The sequence below is a fragment of the Porphyrobacter sp. THAI-01a genome (genome assembly GCF_056868655.1).
In genome coordinates this window covers 50,589-71,259 of the sequence record NZ_CP180579.1, presented here as the reverse complement: position 1 = coordinate 71,259, position 20,671 = coordinate 50,589, and the positions used below count along the sequence as shown (strand labels likewise).

General features: G+C 64.9%; 15 protein-coding genes. 8 read left to right on the top strand and 7 right to left on the bottom strand.

Annotated features, from left to right (window positions below; translation table 11 throughout):
* Positions 1 to 76: 76 nt before the first annotated feature.
* Entirely contained in the window at positions 77 to 1,276 is a 1,200-nt protein-coding gene (locus ACMX37_RS00330; RefSeq protein ID WP_483146992.1) for a glycosyltransferase family 4 protein, read from the bottom strand.
* A gap of 12 nt (positions 1,277 to 1,288) precedes the next feature.
* Positions 1,289 to 2,797, bottom strand: a complete 1,509-nt coding sequence (locus tag ACMX37_RS00325) for a polysaccharide biosynthesis/export family protein (RefSeq protein WP_483146991.1) — start codon at positions 2,795 to 2,797, stop codon at positions 1,289 to 1,291.
* Between the two features lie 56 nt (positions 2,798 to 2,853).
* On the opposite strand from ACMX37_RS00325, the gene ACMX37_RS00320 reads away from it, so the two are divergent.
* The 8 genes from ACMX37_RS00320 (at position 2,854) to ACMX37_RS00285 (ending at position 14,760) form a co-directional block, all read left to right on the top strand.
* Positions 2,854 to 4,032 (top strand): KpsE/RkpR family capsule polysaccharide export protein, encoded by a 1,179-nt coding sequence (locus ACMX37_RS00320; RefSeq protein WP_483146990.1) that lies wholly within the window; start codon positions 2,854 to 2,856, stop codon positions 4,030 to 4,032.
* A 6-nt stretch (positions 4,033 to 4,038) separates the two neighbouring features.
* Positions 4,039 to 4,827: an ABC transporter permease gene (locus tag ACMX37_RS00315; protein WP_483146989.1), complete on the top strand. Its 789-nt coding sequence runs from the start codon at positions 4,039 to 4,041 to the stop codon at positions 4,825 to 4,827.
* Entirely contained in the window at positions 4,824 to 5,477 is a 654-nt protein-coding gene (locus tag ACMX37_RS00310; RefSeq protein ID WP_483146988.1) for an ABC transporter ATP-binding protein, read from the top strand. Before ACMX37_RS00315 ends, ACMX37_RS00310 begins: the two co-directional genes overlap by 4 nt.
* Positions 5,478 to 5,589: 112 nt before the next feature.
* Positions 5,590 to 6,198 carry a DUF4214 domain-containing protein gene (locus ACMX37_RS00305; protein WP_483146987.1) on the top strand — a complete coding sequence of 203 codons (609 nt, stop codon included), beginning with the start codon at positions 5,590 to 5,592 and terminating at the stop codon, positions 6,196 to 6,198.
* Complete coding sequence (locus tag ACMX37_RS00300; RefSeq protein ID WP_483146986.1) at positions 6,195 to 9,797, top strand: glycosyltransferase; 3,603 nt, start codon at positions 6,195 to 6,197, stop codon at positions 9,795 to 9,797. Before ACMX37_RS00305 ends, ACMX37_RS00300 begins: the two co-directional genes overlap by 4 nt.
* A 157-nt stretch (positions 9,798 to 9,954) precedes the next feature.
* Positions 9,955 to 12,249, top strand: a complete 2,295-nt coding sequence (locus ACMX37_RS00295; protein ID WP_483146985.1) for a glycosyltransferase — start codon at positions 9,955 to 9,957, stop codon at positions 12,247 to 12,249.
* Positions 12,188 to 14,053, top strand: coding sequence for a glycosyltransferase (locus tag ACMX37_RS00290; protein WP_483146984.1), 1,866 nt, complete (start codon positions 12,188 to 12,190; stop codon positions 14,051 to 14,053). Before ACMX37_RS00295 ends, ACMX37_RS00290 begins: the two co-directional genes overlap by 62 nt.
* A 170-nt stretch (positions 14,054 to 14,223) precedes the next feature.
* A complete protein-coding gene (locus ACMX37_RS00285; protein ID WP_483146983.1) occupies positions 14,224 to 14,760 on the top strand; it encodes a class I SAM-dependent methyltransferase in 537 nt (178 codons plus the stop codon).
* Positions 14,761 to 14,834: 74 nt separating this feature from the next.
* On the opposite strand, the gene ACMX37_RS00280 is transcribed toward ACMX37_RS00285, so the two are convergent.
* From ACMX37_RS00280 to kdsB, 5 genes are all read right to left on the bottom strand, one after another.
* Positions 14,835 to 16,043: an FkbM family methyltransferase gene (locus ACMX37_RS00280; protein WP_483146982.1), complete on the bottom strand. Its 1,209-nt coding sequence runs from the start codon at positions 16,041 to 16,043 to the stop codon at positions 14,835 to 14,837.
* Positions 16,044 to 16,129: 86 nt separating this feature from the next.
* The gene (locus ACMX37_RS00275) at positions 16,130 to 17,470 is read right to left on the bottom strand and encodes a glycosyltransferase family 4 protein (protein WP_483146981.1); all 1,341 of its coding nucleotides are present in this window, start codon (positions 17,468 to 17,470) and stop codon (positions 16,130 to 16,132) included.
* Between the two features lie 13 nt (positions 17,471 to 17,483).
* On the bottom strand, positions 17,484 to 19,028 hold the full coding sequence (locus ACMX37_RS00270) for a capsular polysaccharide export protein, LipB/KpsS family (protein ID WP_483146980.1): 1,545 nt from the start codon (positions 19,026 to 19,028) through the stop codon (positions 17,484 to 17,486).
* A gap of 1 nt (position 19,029) precedes the next feature.
* On the bottom strand, positions 19,030 to 19,848 hold the full coding sequence (gene kdsA, locus ACMX37_RS00265) for a 3-deoxy-8-phosphooctulonate synthase (protein WP_483146979.1): 819 nt from the start codon (positions 19,846 to 19,848) through the stop codon (positions 19,030 to 19,032).
* A complete protein-coding gene (kdsB, locus tag ACMX37_RS00260; protein ID WP_483146978.1) occupies positions 19,848 to 20,666 on the bottom strand; it encodes a 3-deoxy-manno-octulosonate cytidylyltransferase in 819 nt (272 codons plus the stop codon). Before kdsB ends, kdsA begins: the two co-directional genes overlap by 1 nt.
* Between the last annotated feature and the right edge of the window lie 5 nt (positions 20,667 to 20,671).

Genomic DNA, 20,671 nt, shown 5'->3' with positions numbered 1-20,671 from the left:
TCAGGGTTTAGCGGGAATGATTGGGAGGAGGAAGCCGGTAGTGCCTGTTGCCACGAGTTGCCGCCGATCGCAGTGATCAGCGAGACAGTGGCTCGGTTTGGAGCTGCAAGAGGAATTTGTCGAGGTCTGCGAAGTGGTTAGACCATTCGTAAGCGTGAAACCCCGTCATCCGCTGCATCTGCGCATCGCGGCGGACGCTGGCAGGGCGGGCATAGTCGAGGATCGCATCGCGCCACGCCGTTTGATCGGATGCAGGCAAGAGTTCGGGAACGCCCTGCCCGATTTCCCGGAACACCGGCAGGTCGCTGGCGATCACCGGGATACCGGCGGCGAGCGCTTCCACCAGTGGGATCCCGTAGCCTTCCGCGAAACTGGGAAATAGCAGCGCCCGTGCATCGCCCAGCAGCCGGGCGAGCCCATCGTCGTCGAGCGGTCCGACTTCGCGAACACTGCCCCTGAAATTCGTTCCATCGAGAATCGCGAAGACATCGTCGGCCTGCCACCCGCGCCTTCCGACGATCAGCAATTCCGGAACCTCATGAATTGTGGCGCTCGCCAGCAGGTCCTGCCATACCGACAACAGCAAGCGGTGGTTCTTGCGCCCCTCTATGGTTCCCAGAACGACGAAGCTTGCCTTGCCCGCCTGACCGGTGCCGGCCACGGGCAGGCGCGGAGTCCCCGGCCAGATCGCCGCCGAAGGGGGCATCGCTGCAGCTTGGGTCTGGGCGAAGTGGGTCAGGGTTTCGAGCGTGTGCGCGCTGTTTGCGATCACGCCCGCGCCCGTCTCCAGCACGGTCCGCATCCGTCGGCGATGGCGTTCGTCCTCGCCCTCGCGGCAGAATCCGGGATGGGTGATCGGAATCAGGTCATGCACGAGATAAACCGGGCGCACGCCGCGCTGGGAACACCAAGCCGCCAGCCCGGGCGCATCAAGCCCGGTGTGGCCCGGATTGAGCCAAAGGCGACCCCGCCCCTCGAACCGGTCGCGCAAGTCAGCACCATGGCGCAGCGCAAGACCCAGGATGTCACGCCGGAAACGGACGGCATCGCGCTTCGTCCGCTCCGGCCGCCGGAGGCTGCGGAACAGTGCCTGCGAGGCTCGCCAGGAGAGTATCGCCTTGCCGCGGCGATGGATCACCACTGCCTGGGACTTGGGCGCATAATGATCGAGCCAGGCGAGGCAGATGCGATCGATCCCGGTCGCACGCATTCCGCTCCAGCGCCGCCACACCAAGCGCGAGACGTCCAGCAGCAGCGGCGCATCATTGTCGCGCATGGCGGAGGCGCCTTACTGCTGCTGAGCGATGGTCGTCACGGTTGCCGCCGGAAGGATCGCTTGCGACACGATCCCGACGAAGCGCTGGAGTTCAGCCACCGGCGAATTGGTGATGTAGACGAAGTCGCCGTCTTCCATTCGGAACTGTTGGGCGAGGAAATAGACTGCCGGGTCCTTTAGATCGAAGCTGTAGATCACCGGGTCGCGCAGGCTCGACGGATTGCTCCGGTCGCGCCAGCGGAACAAGAATACCCCGCGCGGATTGGCACGCCCGTCCTGCAGGCCACCTATCCGCCCGAGCGCCTGCGAAAGCGTGATGCCGAAAGCCTCGAAGCGGATCTCGTCGTTGCGCCCTGCTGCGCCCAACACGGTGAAGCTGTAAGGCTGGAACAGCGCGGTGACGACATCGTCCTTCGCGAGGATGATGTTGTTCTCGTCACGCTCGATGATCTGCGAGAGCGGCATCCGGTAGTTCTCGCCGTTGCGGGTGACCTGGATGGTCGTGAGGTTGACCGGAGGCTTGACCCCGCCGACCGAGGCGAGCGCATCGAGCAGGCGCTCGCCCCGCGGGGTCAGGGGAAGTCGCGCGGATTGGGCGAACTCGCCGACCAGCGTGACCGTCGCCGTGGCGTTGCGCAGCAAGCGCACCTGCACCTGAGGTGCGTTGGCGCGCCCCCGCAGCCGTGCGACGATGTCGCTCTCGATCTGGGCCAGCGTGCGGCCGCGCGCCGGGACGGCCCCGGCAAAGGGGACCGAGATCGTTCCCTCAGGTCCGACCAGAAGTTCGGGCAAGGTCGTGGGACGCGCCGTGCCGATGGCGGTGCCGATACGGGTATCCGCGATGGCACCGCCAAACAGGGTTGCCGGGGGGGCTTCCCAGATGGTGACTTCAACGGCATCGCCGACATCGACGATGGTGCCAACCGGCCTGGCCTCGCCGAATGCCTCGGCGAAGGTCGGCGCCGGCCGCGATGCCGGAAGGGCTCGGGCAGTATTCCCGTCAACCTTGATCACCTCGATCGCAACCGGCGCTTCGCTCGGGGCGACGCGCAGGGTCGTGGCACTTGTGATATCGTCCGTGCTCGGTCCGAAGGCCTGGCACGACGCGAGCACCAGTCCGAAAGCGGACAAGGCCAAGGTTCGACCGAAGTGGAGAGCATTCATCTGGGGGTGTCCATAAGGTGGGCGCGCTGCACCTGCTCCGGGGAGCTTGCAACGCCACTTCGAGCGGTGCCCTTGCCATTGCAGCCCCTCGCTGTCAAAGGGCGCGGCGTCCGCGAACCGAATTCCCGGTCCGTACCGGATGCAAAAACCGCCACGAATTTCAGGAAGATGCTCAAGCAGTCTATCGGCGGCGGTGCAAAGGTTGTATCGCCTCTCGCGTGCGGCGGGCCGATCGAAGTCGCGTTCAACCTCGGTTGACCGCGCGAGACGAAAGCCGCTAGCGGCGGTCACTAGGGTCGCCGGCAGCCAGCACGCGGTGGCGAAAGCACGATTATCGACGTTGAGGGCGTCTACCAAGGGTGCCGAAACTAATGAAGCCAATGCCAGATACGACGGCGCGTTCCTCGGAAATCGTGGCCTTCAAAGACACGGGTTCAAGCGAGGCAGCCGCTCAGGACGCGCCGGCGGCACGCCGGCCGGGGATGCTGACCCGTGCCGGCGACGCTCTGAAACACGCGGGTCCGCTGTTCTGGCTCACGGTGGTGATCCCGACGGTGCTCGCCACGCTTTATTTTGGCTTCCTTGCCTCGGACGTCTACGTTTCGGAAAGCCGCTATGTCGTGCGCAGCCCGGAAAAGCCGCAGAAGAGCGGCATCGGGATGCTGCTCGGAAGCGCCGGGTTCTCGACGGCGAGCGAGGAAGTGCGGGCGGCGCAGGGCTTCATCGAATCCCGGGACGCGCTGCGCGCCATCAACAAGGACGAATTCGCAAGGAACGCTTGGGGCTCGGACAGCGTCTCGATCTTTGATCGTTTCAACCCGCTCGGGTGGTCCGGGTCTTTCGAGGATCTCTACCAGTACTACGGTGGCAAGGTTGATGCGCAATACGACGCGGAAACCGGGATCACCACGTTGACCGCCCGCGCCTTCCGGCCGCAAGATGCGCAGGCCATCAATGCCCGCCTGCTCGAGCGGTCCGAACAGCTCGTCAACGCCCTCAATAGCAGGGGCAGCGAGGATCTTGTCCGCTATGCCGAGCGGGAGGCCGAGGAAGCGAAGGCCCAAGCCTCGGCGGCGGCGCTGGAGCTGTCGAACTACCGCAATCGCAAGGGTGTGATCGACCCCGAGCGTCAGGCCACCGTCCAGTTGCAGATGATCTCGAAGCTGCAGGACGAACTGATCGGAGCCCGGATGCAGTTGCTGCAGCTGTCGCGGGTAGCTGCACAGAACCCCCAGATCCCGGTCCTCAGGGTGCGGATCGCCGGGCTCGAACAAGCGATCAAGGAGCAACTCGGCGCAATCGCCGGAAGCGACGGGTCCCTGTCGGAAACGGCGGCGGAGTATCAGCGCCTCCAGGTGCAGCGCGAATTTGCTGACCAGCAACTCGGCCTTTCGCTGGCGGCGCTGCAGGATGCGCGCAACGAGGCGCGCCGGCAGGTCGCCTATATCGAGAGGGTCGCACAGCCGAGCCTGCCCGACGATGCGCTCGAACCGCGCCGCATCCGCGGCATTCTCGCTACACTCATCATCGGTCTGGTGGCCTGGGGTATTCTGACAATGCTGCTGGCCGGGGTCAGGGAACACCGCAACTAGGTTCTCATGACCGATCTTCCCATTTCCCAGTCCTGGACGATCCAGCGCAGGGTCCTCGGGGCCCTGCTGATGCGCGAGATTCTCACGCGCTACGGACGCCACAACATCGGCTTCCTGTGGCTCTTCGCCGAGCCGATGCTGTTCACGCTCGGGGTGACCGCGCTGTGGTCGGTCGCCAAACTCGGGTCCCATTCGTCCCTGCCGATTGTCGCATTCGGGGTGACCGGCTATTCAAGCATTCTCCTGTGGCGCTCGATGCCCTCGCGGTGCATTTCCGCGATCGAGCCGAACCTCCCCCTGCTCTACCATCGCAACGTGCGTCTGCTCGATGTCTTCGCGGCGCGAATAGCCCTTGAAGCCGTGGGCACGACTATCTCGTTCGTAGGGTTGATCCTCCTGTTCTGGGGTCTCGAATGGCTAACCCTGCCCGAAGACGTCGTAACAGTGGCGGCAGCATGGCTGATGCTGGCTTGGTTCGGCGCAGGTCTCGCGCTGTTCCTTGGCGCCCTTTCATGGTCGAGCGAGGTGGTCGAGAAATTCTGGCACCCCGCCGCCTACCTCCTGTTCCCGCTCTCGGGCGCCGCCTTCCTGGTCAACAGCCTGCCGCCCTCTTTCCAGAGTGCCGTGCTGCTCTTCCCGATGGTGCACGGTGTCGAATATCTCCGGGAAGGCTTCTTCGGTTCGAAGATCACCCCGCGTTACGATCTCGCCTACATGGCAACCTGGAACGCAGCGCTGACAATCGCCGGGCTGCTTCGCGTGCGGGCGATCTCGGGCAAGGTCAGGCCTGAATGATCCGCCTCGCCGACGTCCGAAAGAGTTACGATACGTCCGCGGGTCCTGCACGGATCCTCGACGGGGTGAGCCTGACCCTGGGGCGGGGCGACGCCATTGGCATCCTCGGCCGCAACGGGGCTGGCAAGTCAACCCTGGTGCGCATCATCAGCGGCGCGGAACTGCCCGACAGCGGCACGGTGGAGCGCACGATGAGCGTGTCCTGGCCGCTGGCCTTCAGCGGTGGCTTCCAGAGCGCTCTGACGGGACTGGACAACCTCAAGTTCATCTGTCGCATCTACGGCGTCGATCCCCAATCCTGCCTGGATTTCGTCGAGGACTTCACCGAGCTGGGGGTCTACCTGAAGGAGCCGCTGCGCACCTACTCCTCGGGGATGCGCGCGAGACTCGCCTTCGCCACCTCGATGATCATAGATTTCGATTGTTACCTCATCGACGAGATCGTGGCTGTGGGGGACAGCAGGTTCCAGGCGAAGTGTCACGAGGAGCTGTTCGTCAAGCGCGCGGACCGGTCGCGCATCATCGTGTCGCACGACCCCGAATTCGTCCGGGCCCATTGCCAGCGGGCGGCGGTGCTCGCCAACGGTCAGCTGACGGAGTTCGATTCAGTCGATGCAGCCTACGAACACTACGCCGAAATCATGGCCTGACGCATCCGGAACGCCGGCATGCGGATGCGAGAGGCGAGGTCGCCGTGGAAATTGTCAAATTATTCCAGAATGATGTAAGTCGCCCGCGCGGCACCGACGACAGGGGTAACTGATGCTGGAGAACGATGAACCGATCACCACCGTCCCGCGGCTGACGGCTCCCGACGACCGGCGCTTCATCGCCGTGGCGTACCAAGCCGTTCTGGGCCGCGCGCCCGATCCGGAGGGCGAGGCCCATTACCTCGCGCAACTGCGTGCCGGAACGCACAAGCTGGCGATCCTCAAGCAACTGCGCCGCTCGGCGGAAGGGCGCAACTTCATTCCCGGCGTTGCCGGCCTCGATCGGGCGATAAAGCGGCATCGCTGGTCTACAATCCCATTGCTCGGAGCGGTCGTACGGCTGTTCACCGGCGAGGAAGGAAATGGGGCAACCCATCGGCGACTGCGCATGCTTGCCAACGAGGTGGGCCGCCTGCGCGACCAGAATCTGGTGCTTTTCGACGCCATGAGGCAACTGGGGGGGCAAACGGGCGGAAACTGGGGCGGACTGGCTCCTTACGTCCCCTCCGGACCGACTGGCGGGTCGGTCGCCCGCCCCGTTGCTTCTCCTGCTTCCCTGAATCTGGACCAGAACACGCTTCCCGTAGACCTCGACAGCAAAGAGCGGGAGCTGCTCGATGTCCTCCGTCGGTCTGCCGCGGTTAGAGGCGCGGGCGCGTGAAGCTGCTCTTCGATCTTCAGGCCCTGCAGAACGAGAGCCGCCACCGGGGCATCGGACGTTATGTCAGAAGCCTGTTCGACGCGCTCGCGGCGCACGAGGGCGTCGAGCTTTTCGCACTGCTCAACGCTGCGATGAGCGAGACATTCGAAGAAGCCTTCGCTCACGCCTGCAACAGGATCGGCGCGGATCGGGTTCTCGTATTCCCTGGAATTCAGAACACCCGGCTCGAGGTGACGGCCAACCTTCACCGCTGGCGGCTGTCGCAGGCCGCTTACGAGGCCTTCGTCGGCGAGGCAGGCTGCGATGCGCTGCTGGTCGGCTCAGCGGTGGAGGGGTTCATCGACGGAACCAGCCTCTCGCTGAGCGATCCTCGCGGATCGTATCTCAAGGCGGTGATCCTGCATGACCTGATCCCGCTGTTCGATGTCGATCAGTATCTGTCGTGGGACAAGGCGCGCAACTGGTACTTCGACCGTATCGCTCAGGTCGAAGAGGCCGACCTGCTTCTCGCCAACTCGGAATCCTCTCGCGGCGAGGGACTGCGATTCCTCGACTTCACGCCTGAAAGCATTGCCACCATCTCGGCGGCGTTCGACCCTGCAATCTTTCATCCGGACGGCGCGCCATCGGCCGACCTGCTCGAAGGTTTCGGCATCGACCGGCCCTTCATCATGCATACCAGCGCGATCGAGCCGCGAAAGAATTTCGACGGGCTGGTCCGAGCATTCGCGCAGCTTCCCGAGGACCTGCGAAAGGGGCATCAGCTGGTGCTGGTGGGCGGGGGCACCGCCGAGGCGCGCGACGAGCTGCTTGCCCTGGCTGCCGGTCTGGGTTTGGCGAAGGGAGATGTCGTGCTCGCGGGCTTCGTGCCCGATGCCGAGCTTTCGCAATTGTATCGCTCGGCCCGCCTTTTCGTGTTCCCCTCGTTCCATGAAGGCTTCGGTCTTCCGGCGCTCGAAGCTATGGCATGCGGCTGCCCGACGATCGGATCCGGCGTGACGGGCATTCCGGAGGTGATCGGCTCGAGCGCCTATGCCTTCGATCCGCATGATCCTTCAGCCATCGCCCGCATGATCGAGGGCCTGCTCACCGACGAGAAGGCGTGGCGTGCGGCGCGCGATCATGCCCTTCGTCAGTCCGGCCAGTTCAGCTGGAGCAAGGTCGCGGAGCGGACCGTCAAGGCCATCGAAGCCGGCCTGTCCGGGCGGGCTGCGCCGCGCCAGCGCTTGGCGTCAGCCTCGCGGATGGCCGCCCATGTGGCCGACCGGGTCGCGCTGGACGAATGTCCCGAGGGCGATCTCGAGGCACTGGCGCGCTGCCTTGCCGCGGCGGAGGCCGAACTGGTCGCCAAATCTGCCACCAACTTCTCTCCCGCCGGCAAGACGTGGCGGATCGAGGGGCCATTTGACAGCAGTTACAGCTTGGCCCTCGTCAATCGCGAGACCGCGCGTGCCATGGCGGACCTGGGCTGGGATGTCGCGCTTTTCAGCACCGAAGGTCCGGGCGACTTTGCGCCCGATCCCGATTTCCTCGCGGCCAATCCCGACCTCGCGGCGATGGCGAAGAAAGCCGGCAAGACCGGACAGTCCCGCAGCTTTGCGACCAGCCGCCTGCTCTATCCGCCCCGCGTCGCCGACATGCGCGCACCGATCAATGCACTGCACCACTATGCTTGGGAGGAATCGGGTTTCCCGCAAGGCTGGGTGACGGATTTCAACGAAAACCTGACCTTTATGTCGGCCTTGTCGCGGCACGTGGCCAAGATCATGGTCGACAACGGGGTGAGCGTGCCGATCGCGGTGACCGGAAACGGTGTCGATCACTGGGATCGCATCACCGCCGACCCCGATTACGTCGTCGAGGCGCGCGCATTTCGCTTTCTGCACGTCTCGGCGTGCTTTCCGCGCAAAGGAGTCGACGCCCTGTTGGCCGCCTTCGAAGCGGCCTTCACCATCGACGATGACGTCAGCTTGGTGATCAAGACCTTCGACAATCCGCACAACGAAGTCCGGGAAATGCTCGCGGCCATGCAGGCCCGCAATCCGCGCTTCCCGCACGTCGTCCTGATTGTCGCGGACCTTCCCGAGGAACAGCTCAAGGCGATCTACGAGCAGTGCGATGTGCTCGTCGGACCAAGCTTTGCCGAAGGATTTGGTTTGCCCTTTGCGGAAGCCATGCTTTCAGGGCTCCCGGTGATCACCACTGCCTGGGGCGGGCAGCTGGAGTTCTGCAACCCGGGCAACAGCTGGCTGGTTGACTTCCGTTTCGAACGGGCGCGGTCGCATTTCGGCTTGTGGTCCTCGGCCTGGGCACGGGTCAATGTCGCGGACCTGGCGAAGGCGTTGCGCGAAGCCTACGCGGTCGATCCCGAGACCCGCGGGGCAATGGCCGCCCGCGGGCGCGAACAGTTGATGGCGCGACACACGTGGCGCCACGTCGCGCAGCGGCTGACTGCCGCCGCTACCACCTTGCCCGCCGAACCGCGGCGCAACCCGAGGACCGGGTGGATCAGCACGTGGCACAGCCGTTGCGGCATCGCGACCTATTCGCAGCACCTTGTCGATGCCATGCCGGGCGAGGTCCGCGTGTTCTCTCCCGCCAACGAGGAACGCCTGATCGGTCCGGACGGTTCGTTGCGGTCCTGGCGGCTGGGCAAGTCGAATTCAGAGCTCTGGCGGGTCCTCGCCCACCCTGACGCCGAGGACTGCGATGTCTTTGTCATTCAGTTCAATTACGGGTTCTACAACCACGCCGACCTGACGCGGTTCATCTCGCAGGCAAAGGCCATCGGCAAGGCCGTCGTGGTCATCCTGCATTCCACCATCGATCCGCCCGACGAGGCCGACGTCGCGAATTACAACCTCGCCTGGCTCGCACCCGGGCTGTCGCGGTGCGATCGGATCCTCGTTCATGCGATCGACGATCTTAACCGCCTGAAGGACTTGGGGCTGGTCGACAACGTTGCCTTGTTTCCGCACGGGGTGCTCCGCCGCGAAACGCCTCCGCCGCGCGGGGACAACAAGGTACCGGTGATCGCCACCTATGGCTTCGCCCTACCCCAGAAGGGCCTGCCCGAAATCCTTGGCGCGCTTCGCCTGCTGCACGATCGCGGACGCCCGATGCGGCTGCGGATGGTCAACGCCGAATACCCGAACCCGATTTCGGCCGAGGTGATCGACACGATCAGGCGGCGGGTCGATGAGCTCGGACTGGCTTCGCACGTCGAGCTTCACCACCGCTTTCTGGCAGACGAGGAGAGCCTCGCCCTTCTCAGCGACAGCGACCTCGTGGTGTTTCCCTATCAGCGGACGGCCGAATCCGCGAGCGGCGCCGTGCGGTACGGGATGGCGGTGGAACGCCCCGTGGCCGTCACGCCGCTACCGATCTTCGACGATCTCGAGGGAGCCGTTTTCCGGCTGCCAGGCCTGAGCGAGCAGGCACTTGCCGACGGCATCGATGCGGCCTTGGGTGCGATCCGTTCCAACACCCGACAGGCCGCCCAGATTGCCGAGCAAGCCGCCCGGTGGCGCGACCAGCACGATTACCGCAGTGTAGCCCGACGCCTATACCACATCTGTAAGGGCGTGGCATGCGTCTGATGGGGCAAATTACTTATTGTGCCGCACAAGCCTAACCTAGTTCAGAAATCGGTTTACAGCTTTGTTTTGTCTGACGTAAGGCCTGCCGCGGGGTGGCGGACGCAAATCGCAGGGTCCGAGCCGATCCCTATCAATCGCTATTCATGGTGGAGACGGCATGGGCAAGAATGTGGGCGACGCGGGAGCTGAGCCACCGGTCAGTGTCGTCATCTCCACGCTCAACCGTGCGCCTCTGTTGCGCAAGAGCCTGCGATCCCTAAGGTATCAGAACTACTCGAACTTCGAGGTGGTCGTGGTCAACGGCCCTTCGGACGACGATACCGAAAACGTGATCAGCCAGTATCGGGGCGATCTGGTGGTCGAGCGTATCGCCGAAGCCAACCTGTCGAAATCGCGCAATACAGGCATCAGGGCTTCATCGGGCGAGTATGTCCTGTTCCTCGACGACGATGCCTTCGCCGAACCCGACTGGATTGCCAACATCGTGTCCGGCTATGCCGAGCCGGATGTCGGCGGGGTGGGAACCCGGGTCTATGATTTCACGGGTTTTCGATGGCAGATGAACCCCTTCCTCATCGACCGCTTCTACAACCCCAATTTCGAATGGAAGCCGCCGCTGTGGGCTTTCAATTTCAGGGACTCGCAGACCATCCCCCACATCCTCGGGGCCTCGAGCAGCTTCCGCAGAGATGCGCTTATCGAAATCGGAGGATTCGACGAGGAGATCGAATACTTCCTCGACGAGTCCGAGGTCTGTCGTCGCATCTCCGAACTGGGCCTGCGCATCCGGTTCATCGATTCAGGCGCCAGTGTGCATCACAAGTTCGCCTCGGGCGTGACCCGCGACGAGCGGAAGATCCTGACCTACCCATACCCGGTGGTGAAGAACAAATATTACGTCTGCCTGTCCGATTGGCGGCGCAACGGCGGCGACCTGGCAGAAGTGATGAACGAATGCGACAAGTGGACGCAGGAACTGCTTGATGGCGCGCGCTGGCAGCTCGACGAGCGCGGGATCAGCCGCTTCGAGTATGACCGCTTCGTTGCAGACGTAAAGCGTGGCAAGAAGGACGGACGCGAACGGGCGATCTCGCAGGAACGGAAAAGCACGACCATCGGTCCGGCACGTCCTGAAGCGCTTGCCCGCTTCAAAACCCTCACACCGGCAAATGGCCGCCTTACAATCTGCCTCGTGTCGCGCTGGCTTCCGCGCCGTTCGCCGGGTGGGATTGCCCGTTACATCTGGGATCTGGCGCGCGGCTTTGCCCGCCACGGCCACGAAGTGCACCTGATCACCATGGTCGACACGCCGTCGACCGTCGAGTTCGAGGACGGAGTCTGGATACGCGGGCTCAGCGAGGCCGATATCGCAGCCGGGCAGGCGCCTGCGGGGGTCAGGGAATCCCTGGGAGAACCGCGCTCGGGTGCGGCGCGGTTCAACATCGCATGGGCTCGGGCCGCGCACGCGGAAGTCCTGCGCATTCGCCGCGACCGCTACGTCGATGCGGTGATCGCGCCGGTCTGGGATCAGGAGGGGCTGTTCTGCACTCTCGACCGGTCGCTCTTCACTGTGGTCTCCACCAATACCAGCTTCCGAACCTTTGCAGAGATCGAGGGACGGCATCTCGACCGCGACACCACGCGCGAACTGACCCTGCTGGAGGAGGTCTACCTTGGCAGCGCCAAAGCCTTCCACCTCAACAGCGAGGCGAGCGGCAGGCATCTCGAGGAATCCTTCGGCATCGAACTCTCGAACCAGTGGTTCCGGGCACCCCACGGCATCGCCGACCTCCCGGCCCCGCAGGTTGACCGCGCCCGCAAGCATCGTGCATCGGCCAAGGGGCCGGTGCGGATCCTCTATGTAAGCAGGCTCGAACAGCGCAAGGGTGTCGATCTGTTGCTGTCTGCTGCGGTGTCGCTCCTCGAGGAGGGGCTGGACATCGCCGTCGATGTCGTCGGGCGCGACAGCTATGCCGATGATCCGGCGCGCAGCATCAAGGAGCGGTTCCTGTCGGAACACCCCGAGTGTGGCTCACGCATCACCTTCCACGGCGAACTGGCGGAAACCGAGCTGGCCGAACTCTACCAGACCGCGGACGTGTTCTGTGTTCCGTCGCGCTACGAGAGCTTCGGCATCATCTACGTCGAGGCGCTGCGATACGGCCTGCCCGTCGTGGCCCTCGAGGCCGGCGGCGTACCCGACATCGTCGTTGACGGCGAAACAGGGCTGCTTTGCTCGAAGAAGACGGCTGCGGCGGTGCGATCGGCCCTCCACCGGCTGGTTTCCAATCGCAAGTTGCGGCTGCGCATGGGGGATGCGGGGCGCGAGCGCTTCCTGCGCCATTTCGAGGACGACATCGTGGTCCAGCGCACGCTGGAGGGTCTTCGGGGTGTGCTGGCTCAACAGTCGGCGAGCGGTTCTGGCGAGGAGGTCGGACATGCCGGCAGGTAACTATACCCAGAAGGTTTCGTTCGTCTCCGGGATCGTCAATGCGGGCGACGCCATCAGCGAGACCATCCTCGCCGAGCTCGAGGCGATCGACCGGATTGCCCGGCGGGAACGGCGCAACATCGATGCGCGGGTATTCTGCGCCGCGTCGAACATCCCGGATCCGCGGATCGTGCCGCTCGGAGAGTGGAAGGACATCCTGCACCATGAGCATTTTCTGGTGTCGGACTGCTACCTCTTCCATTTCGGCATCTACAGCCCGATGCATCAGGCGCTGGCCTTCGCGCGGCGGGATGCGTGGGTCAGCGTGTTCTTCCACAACGTCACCCAGCCGCAATACCTGCCACGCGCGGCCGAAGCGCTGATTCACCGCTCCTATCAGCAGATCGAGCTGCTCCGCCTCGCCGACGAGCATTTTGCGGCCTCGCAGTTCTCCGCCGACCAGCTGCGCAGCTACGGGCTCGCGCGAAGCGTCAGCGTCGTCCCGCTTTTCGGCCCCAATGCCGCTGCGACCGTGGGGCCGGTGCGTCCTGTTCCATCGGCAGACCGCCCGATCCGGCTGGCCTATTGCGGCCGCTTCGTGCCGGCCAAGGGCATCCTCCCGGTCCTCGAGGCGCTCGGGGGTCGGTCGGAAGCGTCGCAGATGCCGTTGTCCATAACGCTGGCCGGGTTCGAGGAACATTCCGATCCGGCTTATCTCGCGAGCCTGTTCGCAATGGCAGAACAGCTCAAGGGGCGGATCGAGGTCGACATCCTCCTCAACCTTTCGAGTGCCATGCTGACGCAGGTCATCAAGGCCGCTGACGCATTCGTGCTTCCCTCCTTCCACGAAGGCTTCGGGATGCCGCTGGTCGAGGCCCTCAGCCACGGCGTGCCGGTACTGTGCTCGGATGCGGGGGCACTGCCGGAGATATCGGGCGGACTCGCGCTCGGTTTCAAGGCGGGCGATGCGCGCTCGATCAACACTGCCCTGGATCGCTTCGTGGCGGAGTATCGCGAAGGCAGGGTCGCGACGGATTCGGGCACCTTCGCCATGGCCGAATGGCACGCGCGGGTGAAGGAATATGCCGCCCAGTTCAGCCGGGAGGCTTTCGTGGAACGCTCCGTCGACCGCGTCGGCGCGATGCTGGCGCGCACCGCGTATTGTTCGGAATCCTACCGGGCGCAGCTGACCGAAATCGTCCATTCGGTCCTCCCGGCCCGGGATATCCACGCCGAGGACGCGCAGGACTGCGCCCCGCTAGCCTCCTGGTCGGACCGGCTGGAGGCCACCGTGCATGGCGCCATGCTCTGGAGCGAGCTGCGGAACCGCCGCAACGACGACGACCGGGCAATCCTCAAGGCCCTGCTCAAATGGCCTTTCATAGGCGACCAGTCCGACGCCGATCTCGATTACTGGGTAAGCGAGGTCAACAAGCTGGGGCTGATGAAGATCCTGGAGCGGCTGTCGCATTCGCCCGAGGTCCAGCGTTCCCCGGCCCGGCTTGCCGCGGGCCTCCACATCAAGTCCGCGATATGCGAGCTTGCCATGGCGCGCACCGTTTCCGACAATCCGCGCGAGACGCAGGGGCCGGAGAGGCTCGGCCTCGATCATCCCGTGATTGCCCTGCTGATCGGGAGCCCGGTGAGCACGGCGGAGTTCGTCAAGCAACTGTTCCGCCTCGTTCTCGGACGCGAGCACGAGGAGAACGGTTTCGGTGCCTATTTCGATTCAATCGAGAGCGGCGCGATGAGCCGCAGGATGGTCGCTGCCGAAGTGCTGGCTTCGGAGGAGTATGAGAACCTTTTAAACCTAGAAAAATCTTGAAGAATTTTGACGGTGGAAATGCCATAGGGTTGATCTTGTTGCACAACAGGGTATCTCCTGAGAGTTGATAAGGCACATGAACGGATATCCATATGGCATTAGAAATTCCCACAATACCTCTGGTCGAAGATCAGTTGGAGAGCGCGCGATTATTTTCTAATCGGTTCGATATGGCCAAAGCCTTCTTGCCGAAGGCTGCCCATTTAGCAGAAATCGGCGTGGCTTTGGGCGATTTCTCCGAATACATGATCAAGGAATCCGGTGCATACGCGTTTGACGCCTTCGATCTTTTTGAAATGCATCACACGCCGATGCACTGGGGAACGCCGAGCGAAGAATTATTCCGAGGGTTGACACAACGTGAATTCTTCGAGCGAAGAATTTCACCGTTGGTTTCAGAGCTTCATCTCCACGAGGGCTTAAGCGGCGAGACGCTGCCGCAGTGCTCGAAAGTCTTCGACTTTATCTACATCGATGGCGCGCACGACTACGAAGGTGTCAAAGCCGACGGCATCCAAGCTCATCGCTTGCTAAAGAGTGGTTCGATTGCAATATTCAACGACTACACACATTTTGACCAGTTTCTGAACGTACGATATGGCGTCATACAGGCTGTCAATGAACTCGTTTCAGAAGGAAAGTTCAAAGTCGTGGGGTTCGCCTTGGAGAAAAACGGTTTCCACGATATTGCATTGAGGAAAACCTAGTTTCGACAAGGCAGCATATCAATAATGATTGCTGTATTACTTGTTGTTCTCAGAAAAGCAAAATAGCTCGAGGCTCACTGAGGACTGTATCCTTCGGGCAATGCCAGAACATCCCACTCGCGCCCCGCTTCTCCATCCCATAAGCGGGGTTCGGGCATGGGCTCGAAGGTATCGGCGGTGAACAAGCGGTAGTTCAGGTCCAGCAGGAACCGGTAGAGGTCGCGATAATCCACGCCCCTCGCGCGGGAGAGTTCAGGAGCGATCTCGACCAGTATTGCCGGCTTCCAACGGGTGATGCTCTCCCGCCCTCCCTCGAGCGCGAGGAGATCATACCCTTGTGCATCGGACTTGATGAAGTGGACGGGCTGTCCGGCGAGGATGTCATCCAGCCGCCGGATCTGCACCCGCTCGGGTTTCCCGAGACGGGTCGCACCCTCGGCCGGTCCGGAATGCTCGGTGTGAATGCCAAGGCTGCCGACATTCCAGCACTCTTCGGGATCATCGTAGCCCGGATGCATCATCATGGCCGTGCCTTCGACGTCGCCCAGGGCAACATCCCAAGCCTCGACATGATCGAGGCCGTTGAGGGCCAGATTGCCCATCAGCAACCGGAAGACCCGCTTCTGCGGTTCGAAGGCCAGAACGCGGCCCGTCAGCCCGACAAGCTGCCCGAGCACGACGGAATGGTGGCCGAGATTGGCCCCGATATCGATTGCACAATCACCGGGGCGCACATGACGCCGGAAGGCTTCGATCTGGTCGCTTCCCCAGAAGCCGGAAGTGGCGATGGAATGCGAGATCACGCTGTCGTTCGCCAACGTCAGGAAATGGCCGTGATCGCCATGAACGAGTTTGACGCTCGGCGATGCCCAAACCGTGCGGGCCAGCCAGCCAGGCCTTTCGGCAAAAAGCAGGCGCCGAAACCAGATCTGCCTTCCGAGATCTGACGAAGTCTCCTCAAGAAGCCTGATCGCAACCTTCCTGCGACCCTGCCCTGGCAGAGGAAACCGGCGCAAGACATGCTGCTGCGAGAAGGCGTCGATCTGGAGAGTTTCATCGCCGCTGGAAAGCTCCAGGCGACCGGACCACGAATGGCAAGCCAGCTCGATCGCCGCAGCCCCTTCGATCTGTTCGATTTCGATCCACGCGCCCGGTGTGTCCGTCATCAGGCAATGTGAGTCCGAGAAGTAGTCCTTCCTGATCCCCCAATCGGCCATTCGCACCATGACGTCGTCGTCACTGTCCTTCAATCCGAAGAGAAAAGGCGCCGAAACCTCGTACATCCGAACTCTCCCGATCCATCCATTCAGCCCTCAGGCCCGACATCGTGCCGCCAGCACGTTCCACGCGATCGATCACGCTGGAAGAACTAGCAGACTCCCGCGCCCGGCTCAGGAACAAGTTTGCCGGAGCGTGCCTCATCGTCGCTCTCTCGCGCGAAGCCCGAGAAACTCCGCTGCCGGAGCAGATGATCCAGAATGAAGGTCGCGGTGTCGTTCCAGGTATGGTGATCGATGGCGGGCAGAGGTTCGAGGGCCGGACCCTCGAGCCAGCGCGCGATTTCGGCGGAAAGCGTCGCTGCCGAGGCGTCGGCATCGAACAACGTCACGCCGCGGCCCTCCAACGCCTCGAACACGTCGAGGCGGCGGGCGAGAACCGGTTTGCCGTGGGCGAGAGCCTCGACGATGGGGAGGCCGAAGCCCTCCGCAAGGCTGGGGAAGATCATCCCGGTGCAGGCCGCGTAGAGCTGGTCGAGGGCCTCGTCGCTGACCCGGTTGGTCCAGAACAGCCGGCGACCGAACTCCGGATGACCTTCGAGCCGCGCGATGAATTTGTCCATCTTCCAGCCCGCGCTTCCCACCAGCAGAAGCCGCGCCTGCGACCCCTTGGCCCAGAGCATCTCCATCGCTGCAAGACTGTCGGCATGGCCCTTGCGGGGCTCGATCGTTCCGACCTGGAGAAGGACGGGTGCGCCGGTCAATCGTTCCAGAAGCTCCGCAAACCCCTCGGGGAGACCGCGGGACGGACGGCTGCCGGACAGATCCCACCCCATGGGAATGACCACGGCCGGGGGACACGCGGCAATGCCTGCGCGGTGATGCATGACGCCGGGCAATTGCCGGGCGACCGGCGCCGAGACACAGAAGAAGCCGTCCGCCGTTCCGGCCATGATTGCCAACCAGTTGGCGAACCGCAGGACGGTCGGCGCCGAGAACCAGCGCGGCTGTGTGAGGGGCAGGAAATCGTGCACCAGAAACCAGAAGCCGACCCCCTCCTGCCGCATCCGCGCAAGTTCCCCGCGCATCTGCCACAGGGAATCGAGTGCAAAGTCGAGCCCGAGGAACATGTCGCCGGCGCGGTAGTCGATCTTCTCGCCGGTAGAGACATAGCCATCCTCGCCAAGCTCAAGGCGGAAATGGCGACCCTCGGCATACTCGACGAACAGGATCGCAACCGGCGCGGTTTGGCGAAGCTGCGCCAGATGCGACGCGATGGCACGGACCACGCGCTGTATGCCCGTGCCTGCATCGTTCCGGCTGATCACGGACAGGTCGACAATCAACCGGCCGGTGAAGGGTGGCGGAAGCGGCACGGCTTCCCGCAGCCGCACGGCATAGCGTTCGCCGCCCAGAACGCGGAACCAGTGCTTCTGCACCTTGTCCGAGAAGCGTGACACAACGCGACCGGCGCGCCTGACGATGCGTTTCACTCTCGGTAACTCCTTATCTGCCGACCAGGCGCCGAACCCGTCCGGACGCGCGGCGGACGGCAACCACCGCTTTTGCCGCTGCATCGAGCGCCGGCGCGCCCTGCGAGAGGCGCTCGACCAGCACTTCAGCCGGGCAGGGCAGGCCGGTCTCGGGATCGAGGTAGCGCGGGTAGACGAGCAGCGCCGCGGCGACCAGTTCGTCGAGCGTGCGGCGCGCGGTGCGGCGCGGCGGCACGGGGCCGCGGTCGGTCGTCAGGCCCCAGCCGGCGTAGAACGGCACCCCGTGCACCGTCACCTGCTTGCCCCGCATCAGCGCCTCGAACCCGGCGAGCGAGCTGTTGACGTGAAGCTCGTCAACCATCGCGATCAGCGCGGCCATCGGGCTGCCGGTCTCGACCCGGTCGGCGAGCGCGGCGACCTCGCGTTCGGGGATCATGCCACGGCGGTGGCCGGCGAGCACGTCGGGGTGCGGCTTGTAGATGACGTACGCCTCGCTGCCCGCCTCGGCGCGGGCGCGGCGGAGCAGTTCGAGATTGGAGGCGAGCGCGCCGCCGCTGGTCACCGCGCGGTCATCCTCGACCTGCCCGGGCACGAGCACGTGGCGCCGCGCGCCGCCGAAGCGGGGGAGCGCCTCGGTCCTGCCGGTCTCGTATTTCGAGAGCCCGCCCGCGATGATCGCCTCGCGCAGCCGCCGGGCGCGGGCGAGCAGTTCGGGCGGGAAGGCGCCCTCCTGCAACAGGGTCTCGAGTTCGCTCGGTGCGCCGGGCGCAAAGTGGGGGCCCGAGGCATCGGCGATGATCGAGAGCGGCGGCACGCAATCCGCCCCGAGCCCGGCGGAGCGGATGAAGCCGTCCTCGATCTCGATCACCGGCGGATCGCGCTGTTCGAGGGCGCGCTCCTGAGCGGAGGTCAGCCGGGCGCGCCAGATCGCCACCGCACCGCCCTCCGGCAGGTCGTCGAGCGTGCGGCCATAGGGAACCTTCGCCCCCGCCCAAAGCAGCGGGGTCACGGTCGGCTTCTTCCAGTAGGCGATGCCCAGCACCGAATGGATGCGCCGGTTGGCATCGATCAGTCGGCGCCACATGCCGCACAGCGCGATGGCCTCGGCAGGTTCAATGGGCTGGCCGGTGAAGGGGTCGTGCCACTGCCAGCCGGTCAGCCCCGCGACGAGCAGTCGCTCGCAATCGGCCTCGCCCGCTTCCCGCTCCACCCCGTCATCGGCGACGAGCGTAAGCCGCACCCCGGCAGCGAGCGCCAGCAGCCCGCGCGGGTCGCCCTCGGGCAGGCGCACGCAGGCGGCGACATCGAGCGCGGGCCAGGGGTCGCAGGCGCGGTCCCACACGGCGGCATCAGGAAGCGGGGCGGCGGTGCCGTCGAGCACCACGGCCCCGTCCGGCAGGTCCGGCGCGCGGCCCCAGTAGCAGCCGCCGACGCGGTGCTGCGCGAGGGCCGCGAGCAGCGCCGCGCCATCGCTCCCGCCCGCGCCGCCCGCCGCCGCGAAACGCGATGCGCGCGCGCCGGGAAACGGCGGGATGGCAAGGAGCGGTGCGGGCGTCATCTCAACCGAGCGCGGCGATCGCCACGATCCGGGCGAGCAATCCTTCCAGGTGGTCGAGCGGGACCATGTTGGGCCCGTCGGACAGGGCGCTGTCGGGATCGGGGTGGGTTTCCATGAAGAAGCCGTCGACACCGACCGCCGCCGCCGCACGGGCGAGCGGCTCCACGAACTGGCGCTGGCCGAGCGAGCGGTCGCCCCCGCCGCCGGGCAGCTGGACGCTGTGGGTCGCATCGAACACCACCGGCGCGCCAAGCTCGCGCATGATCACGAGGCCGCGCATGTCGACCACGAGGTTGTTGTAGCCGAAGCTCGATCCGCGCTCGCACAGCATGATCTGCGGTTCGGCGATGCCCGCCGCCTCCGCTGCCGCGCGTGCCTTGCCGAGCACGGCGGCCATGTCGGCAGGGGCCATGAACTGGGCCTTCTTGATGTTGACCGGCCGCCCGCTCGCCGCGGCCGCCATGATGAGGTCGGTCTGGCGGGCGAGGAAGGCCGGGGTCTGGATCATGTCGACCACCTCGGCCACGACCGGGACCTGATCGGGCAGGTGCACGTCGGTGAGGACGGGAAGCCCTGTTTCGCTGCGCACCTTCTCGAGCACGCGCAGCCCCGCCTCGACCCCGTGGCCGCGGAAGCCCGTCACCGAGGTGCGGTTGGCCTTGTCGAAGCTCGCCTTGAAGATCACCGGCATTCCGAGCCGCTCGCCGATCGCCTTCAGACGCTCGGCGATGCCGAGGCACAGGGCCTCGCTCTCGATCACGCAGGGGCCGGCGATCAGGAACGGCGGGGCGCCCGGGGCGCGGTGGAAGGTCGGCAGCATCAGGCAGGCTCCGTTTGCGCGCGGCGGACCAGCTCGGCCTCGATCAGCGGAATGTCGCTCGGATTGTTGAGCTCGATCATCTCCCAGGCGGGAGCGGGGCACACCGCCACCCCGACCGGCAGGCCGGCATCGAGGAAGCGCAGCTGTTCGAGCCCTTCCTGCAATTCGAGCGGCACCGGCCCCTGCGCAGCATAGGCGGCAAGCGCGGCGGGTCGATAGGCATAGAGGCCGAGGTGGAGCAGCACCGGCTGCTGCGGCACCGTGCCGGGCGTGACGTGGGGGATGATCGACTTCGAGAAATAGAGCGCGCGTCCGCCGGTGGAGCACACCACAGTGGTCCCGCCGACCCTGCCCGCGGCGGCATCGGTCTGGAGGTGCGCCAGCACGGCCGGGCTCGCCTGGACCGCCGCGGTCGCCATCGCCAGCGCCGGGTCGGACCCGAGCAGCGCGACCACCGCCGCCACCATCGCGGGCGGGGTGAGCGGTGCATCGCCTTGCAGGTTCACCACGATGTCGGGCGCGGCGTCCAGTGCCTCGAGCGCGGCGGCGCAGCGTTCGGTTCCGTTGGCGCAGTCCACCGGCGTCATCACCGCGGCCATGCCCGCAGCCCCGGCAAAATCGGCGATCTGCGCATCGTCGGTCGCGATCACGCAGCGCGCATCGCCGCCCAGCGCACGCGCCGCGGCAAGGCCGGCTTCCCAGGTGTAATGCAGCGCGGGGCGCGCGATTCCGTCAGCGCCGGTCAGGGGCGCGAGGGGTTTGGCCGGGAACCGCGTCGATGCGAGCCTTGCCGGGATGATGATCTGGACGCGGGACATGGCCT

Coding starts and splice junctions, on each gene's coding strand:
- ACMX37_RS00330 (WP_483146992.1), bottom strand. CDS start 1,276: ATGCGCGACAATGATGCGCCGCTGCTGCTGGACGTCTCGCGCTTGGTG.
- ACMX37_RS00315 (WP_483146989.1), top strand. CDS start 4,039: ATGACCGATCTTCCCATTTCCCAGTCCTGGACGATCCAGCGCAGGGTC.
- ACMX37_RS00310 (WP_483146988.1), top strand. CDS start 4,824: ATGATCCGCCTCGCCGACGTCCGAAAGAGTTACGATACGTCCGCGGGT.
- ACMX37_RS00305 (WP_483146987.1), top strand. CDS start 5,590: ATGCTGGAGAACGATGAACCGATCACCACCGTCCCGCGGCTGACGGCT.
- ACMX37_RS00295 (WP_483146985.1), top strand. CDS start 9,955: ATGGGCAAGAATGTGGGCGACGCGGGAGCTGAGCCACCGGTCAGTGTC.
- ACMX37_RS00285 (WP_483146983.1), top strand. CDS start 14,224: ATGGCCAAAGCCTTCTTGCCGAAGGCTGCCCATTTAGCAGAAATCGGC.
- ACMX37_RS00280 (WP_483146982.1), bottom strand. CDS start 16,043: ATGTACGAGGTTTCGGCGCCTTTTCTCTTCGGATTGAAGGACAGTGAC.
- ACMX37_RS00270 (WP_483146980.1), bottom strand. CDS start 19,028: ATGACGCCCGCACCGCTCCTTGCCATCCCGCCGTTTCCCGGCGCGCGC.
- kdsA (WP_483146979.1), bottom strand. CDS start 19,848: ATGCTGCCGACCTTCCACCGCGCCCCGGGCGCCCCGCCGTTCCTGATC.
- kdsB (WP_483146978.1), bottom strand. CDS start 20,666: ATGTCCCGCGTCCAGATCATCATCCCGGCAAGGCTCGCATCGACGCGG.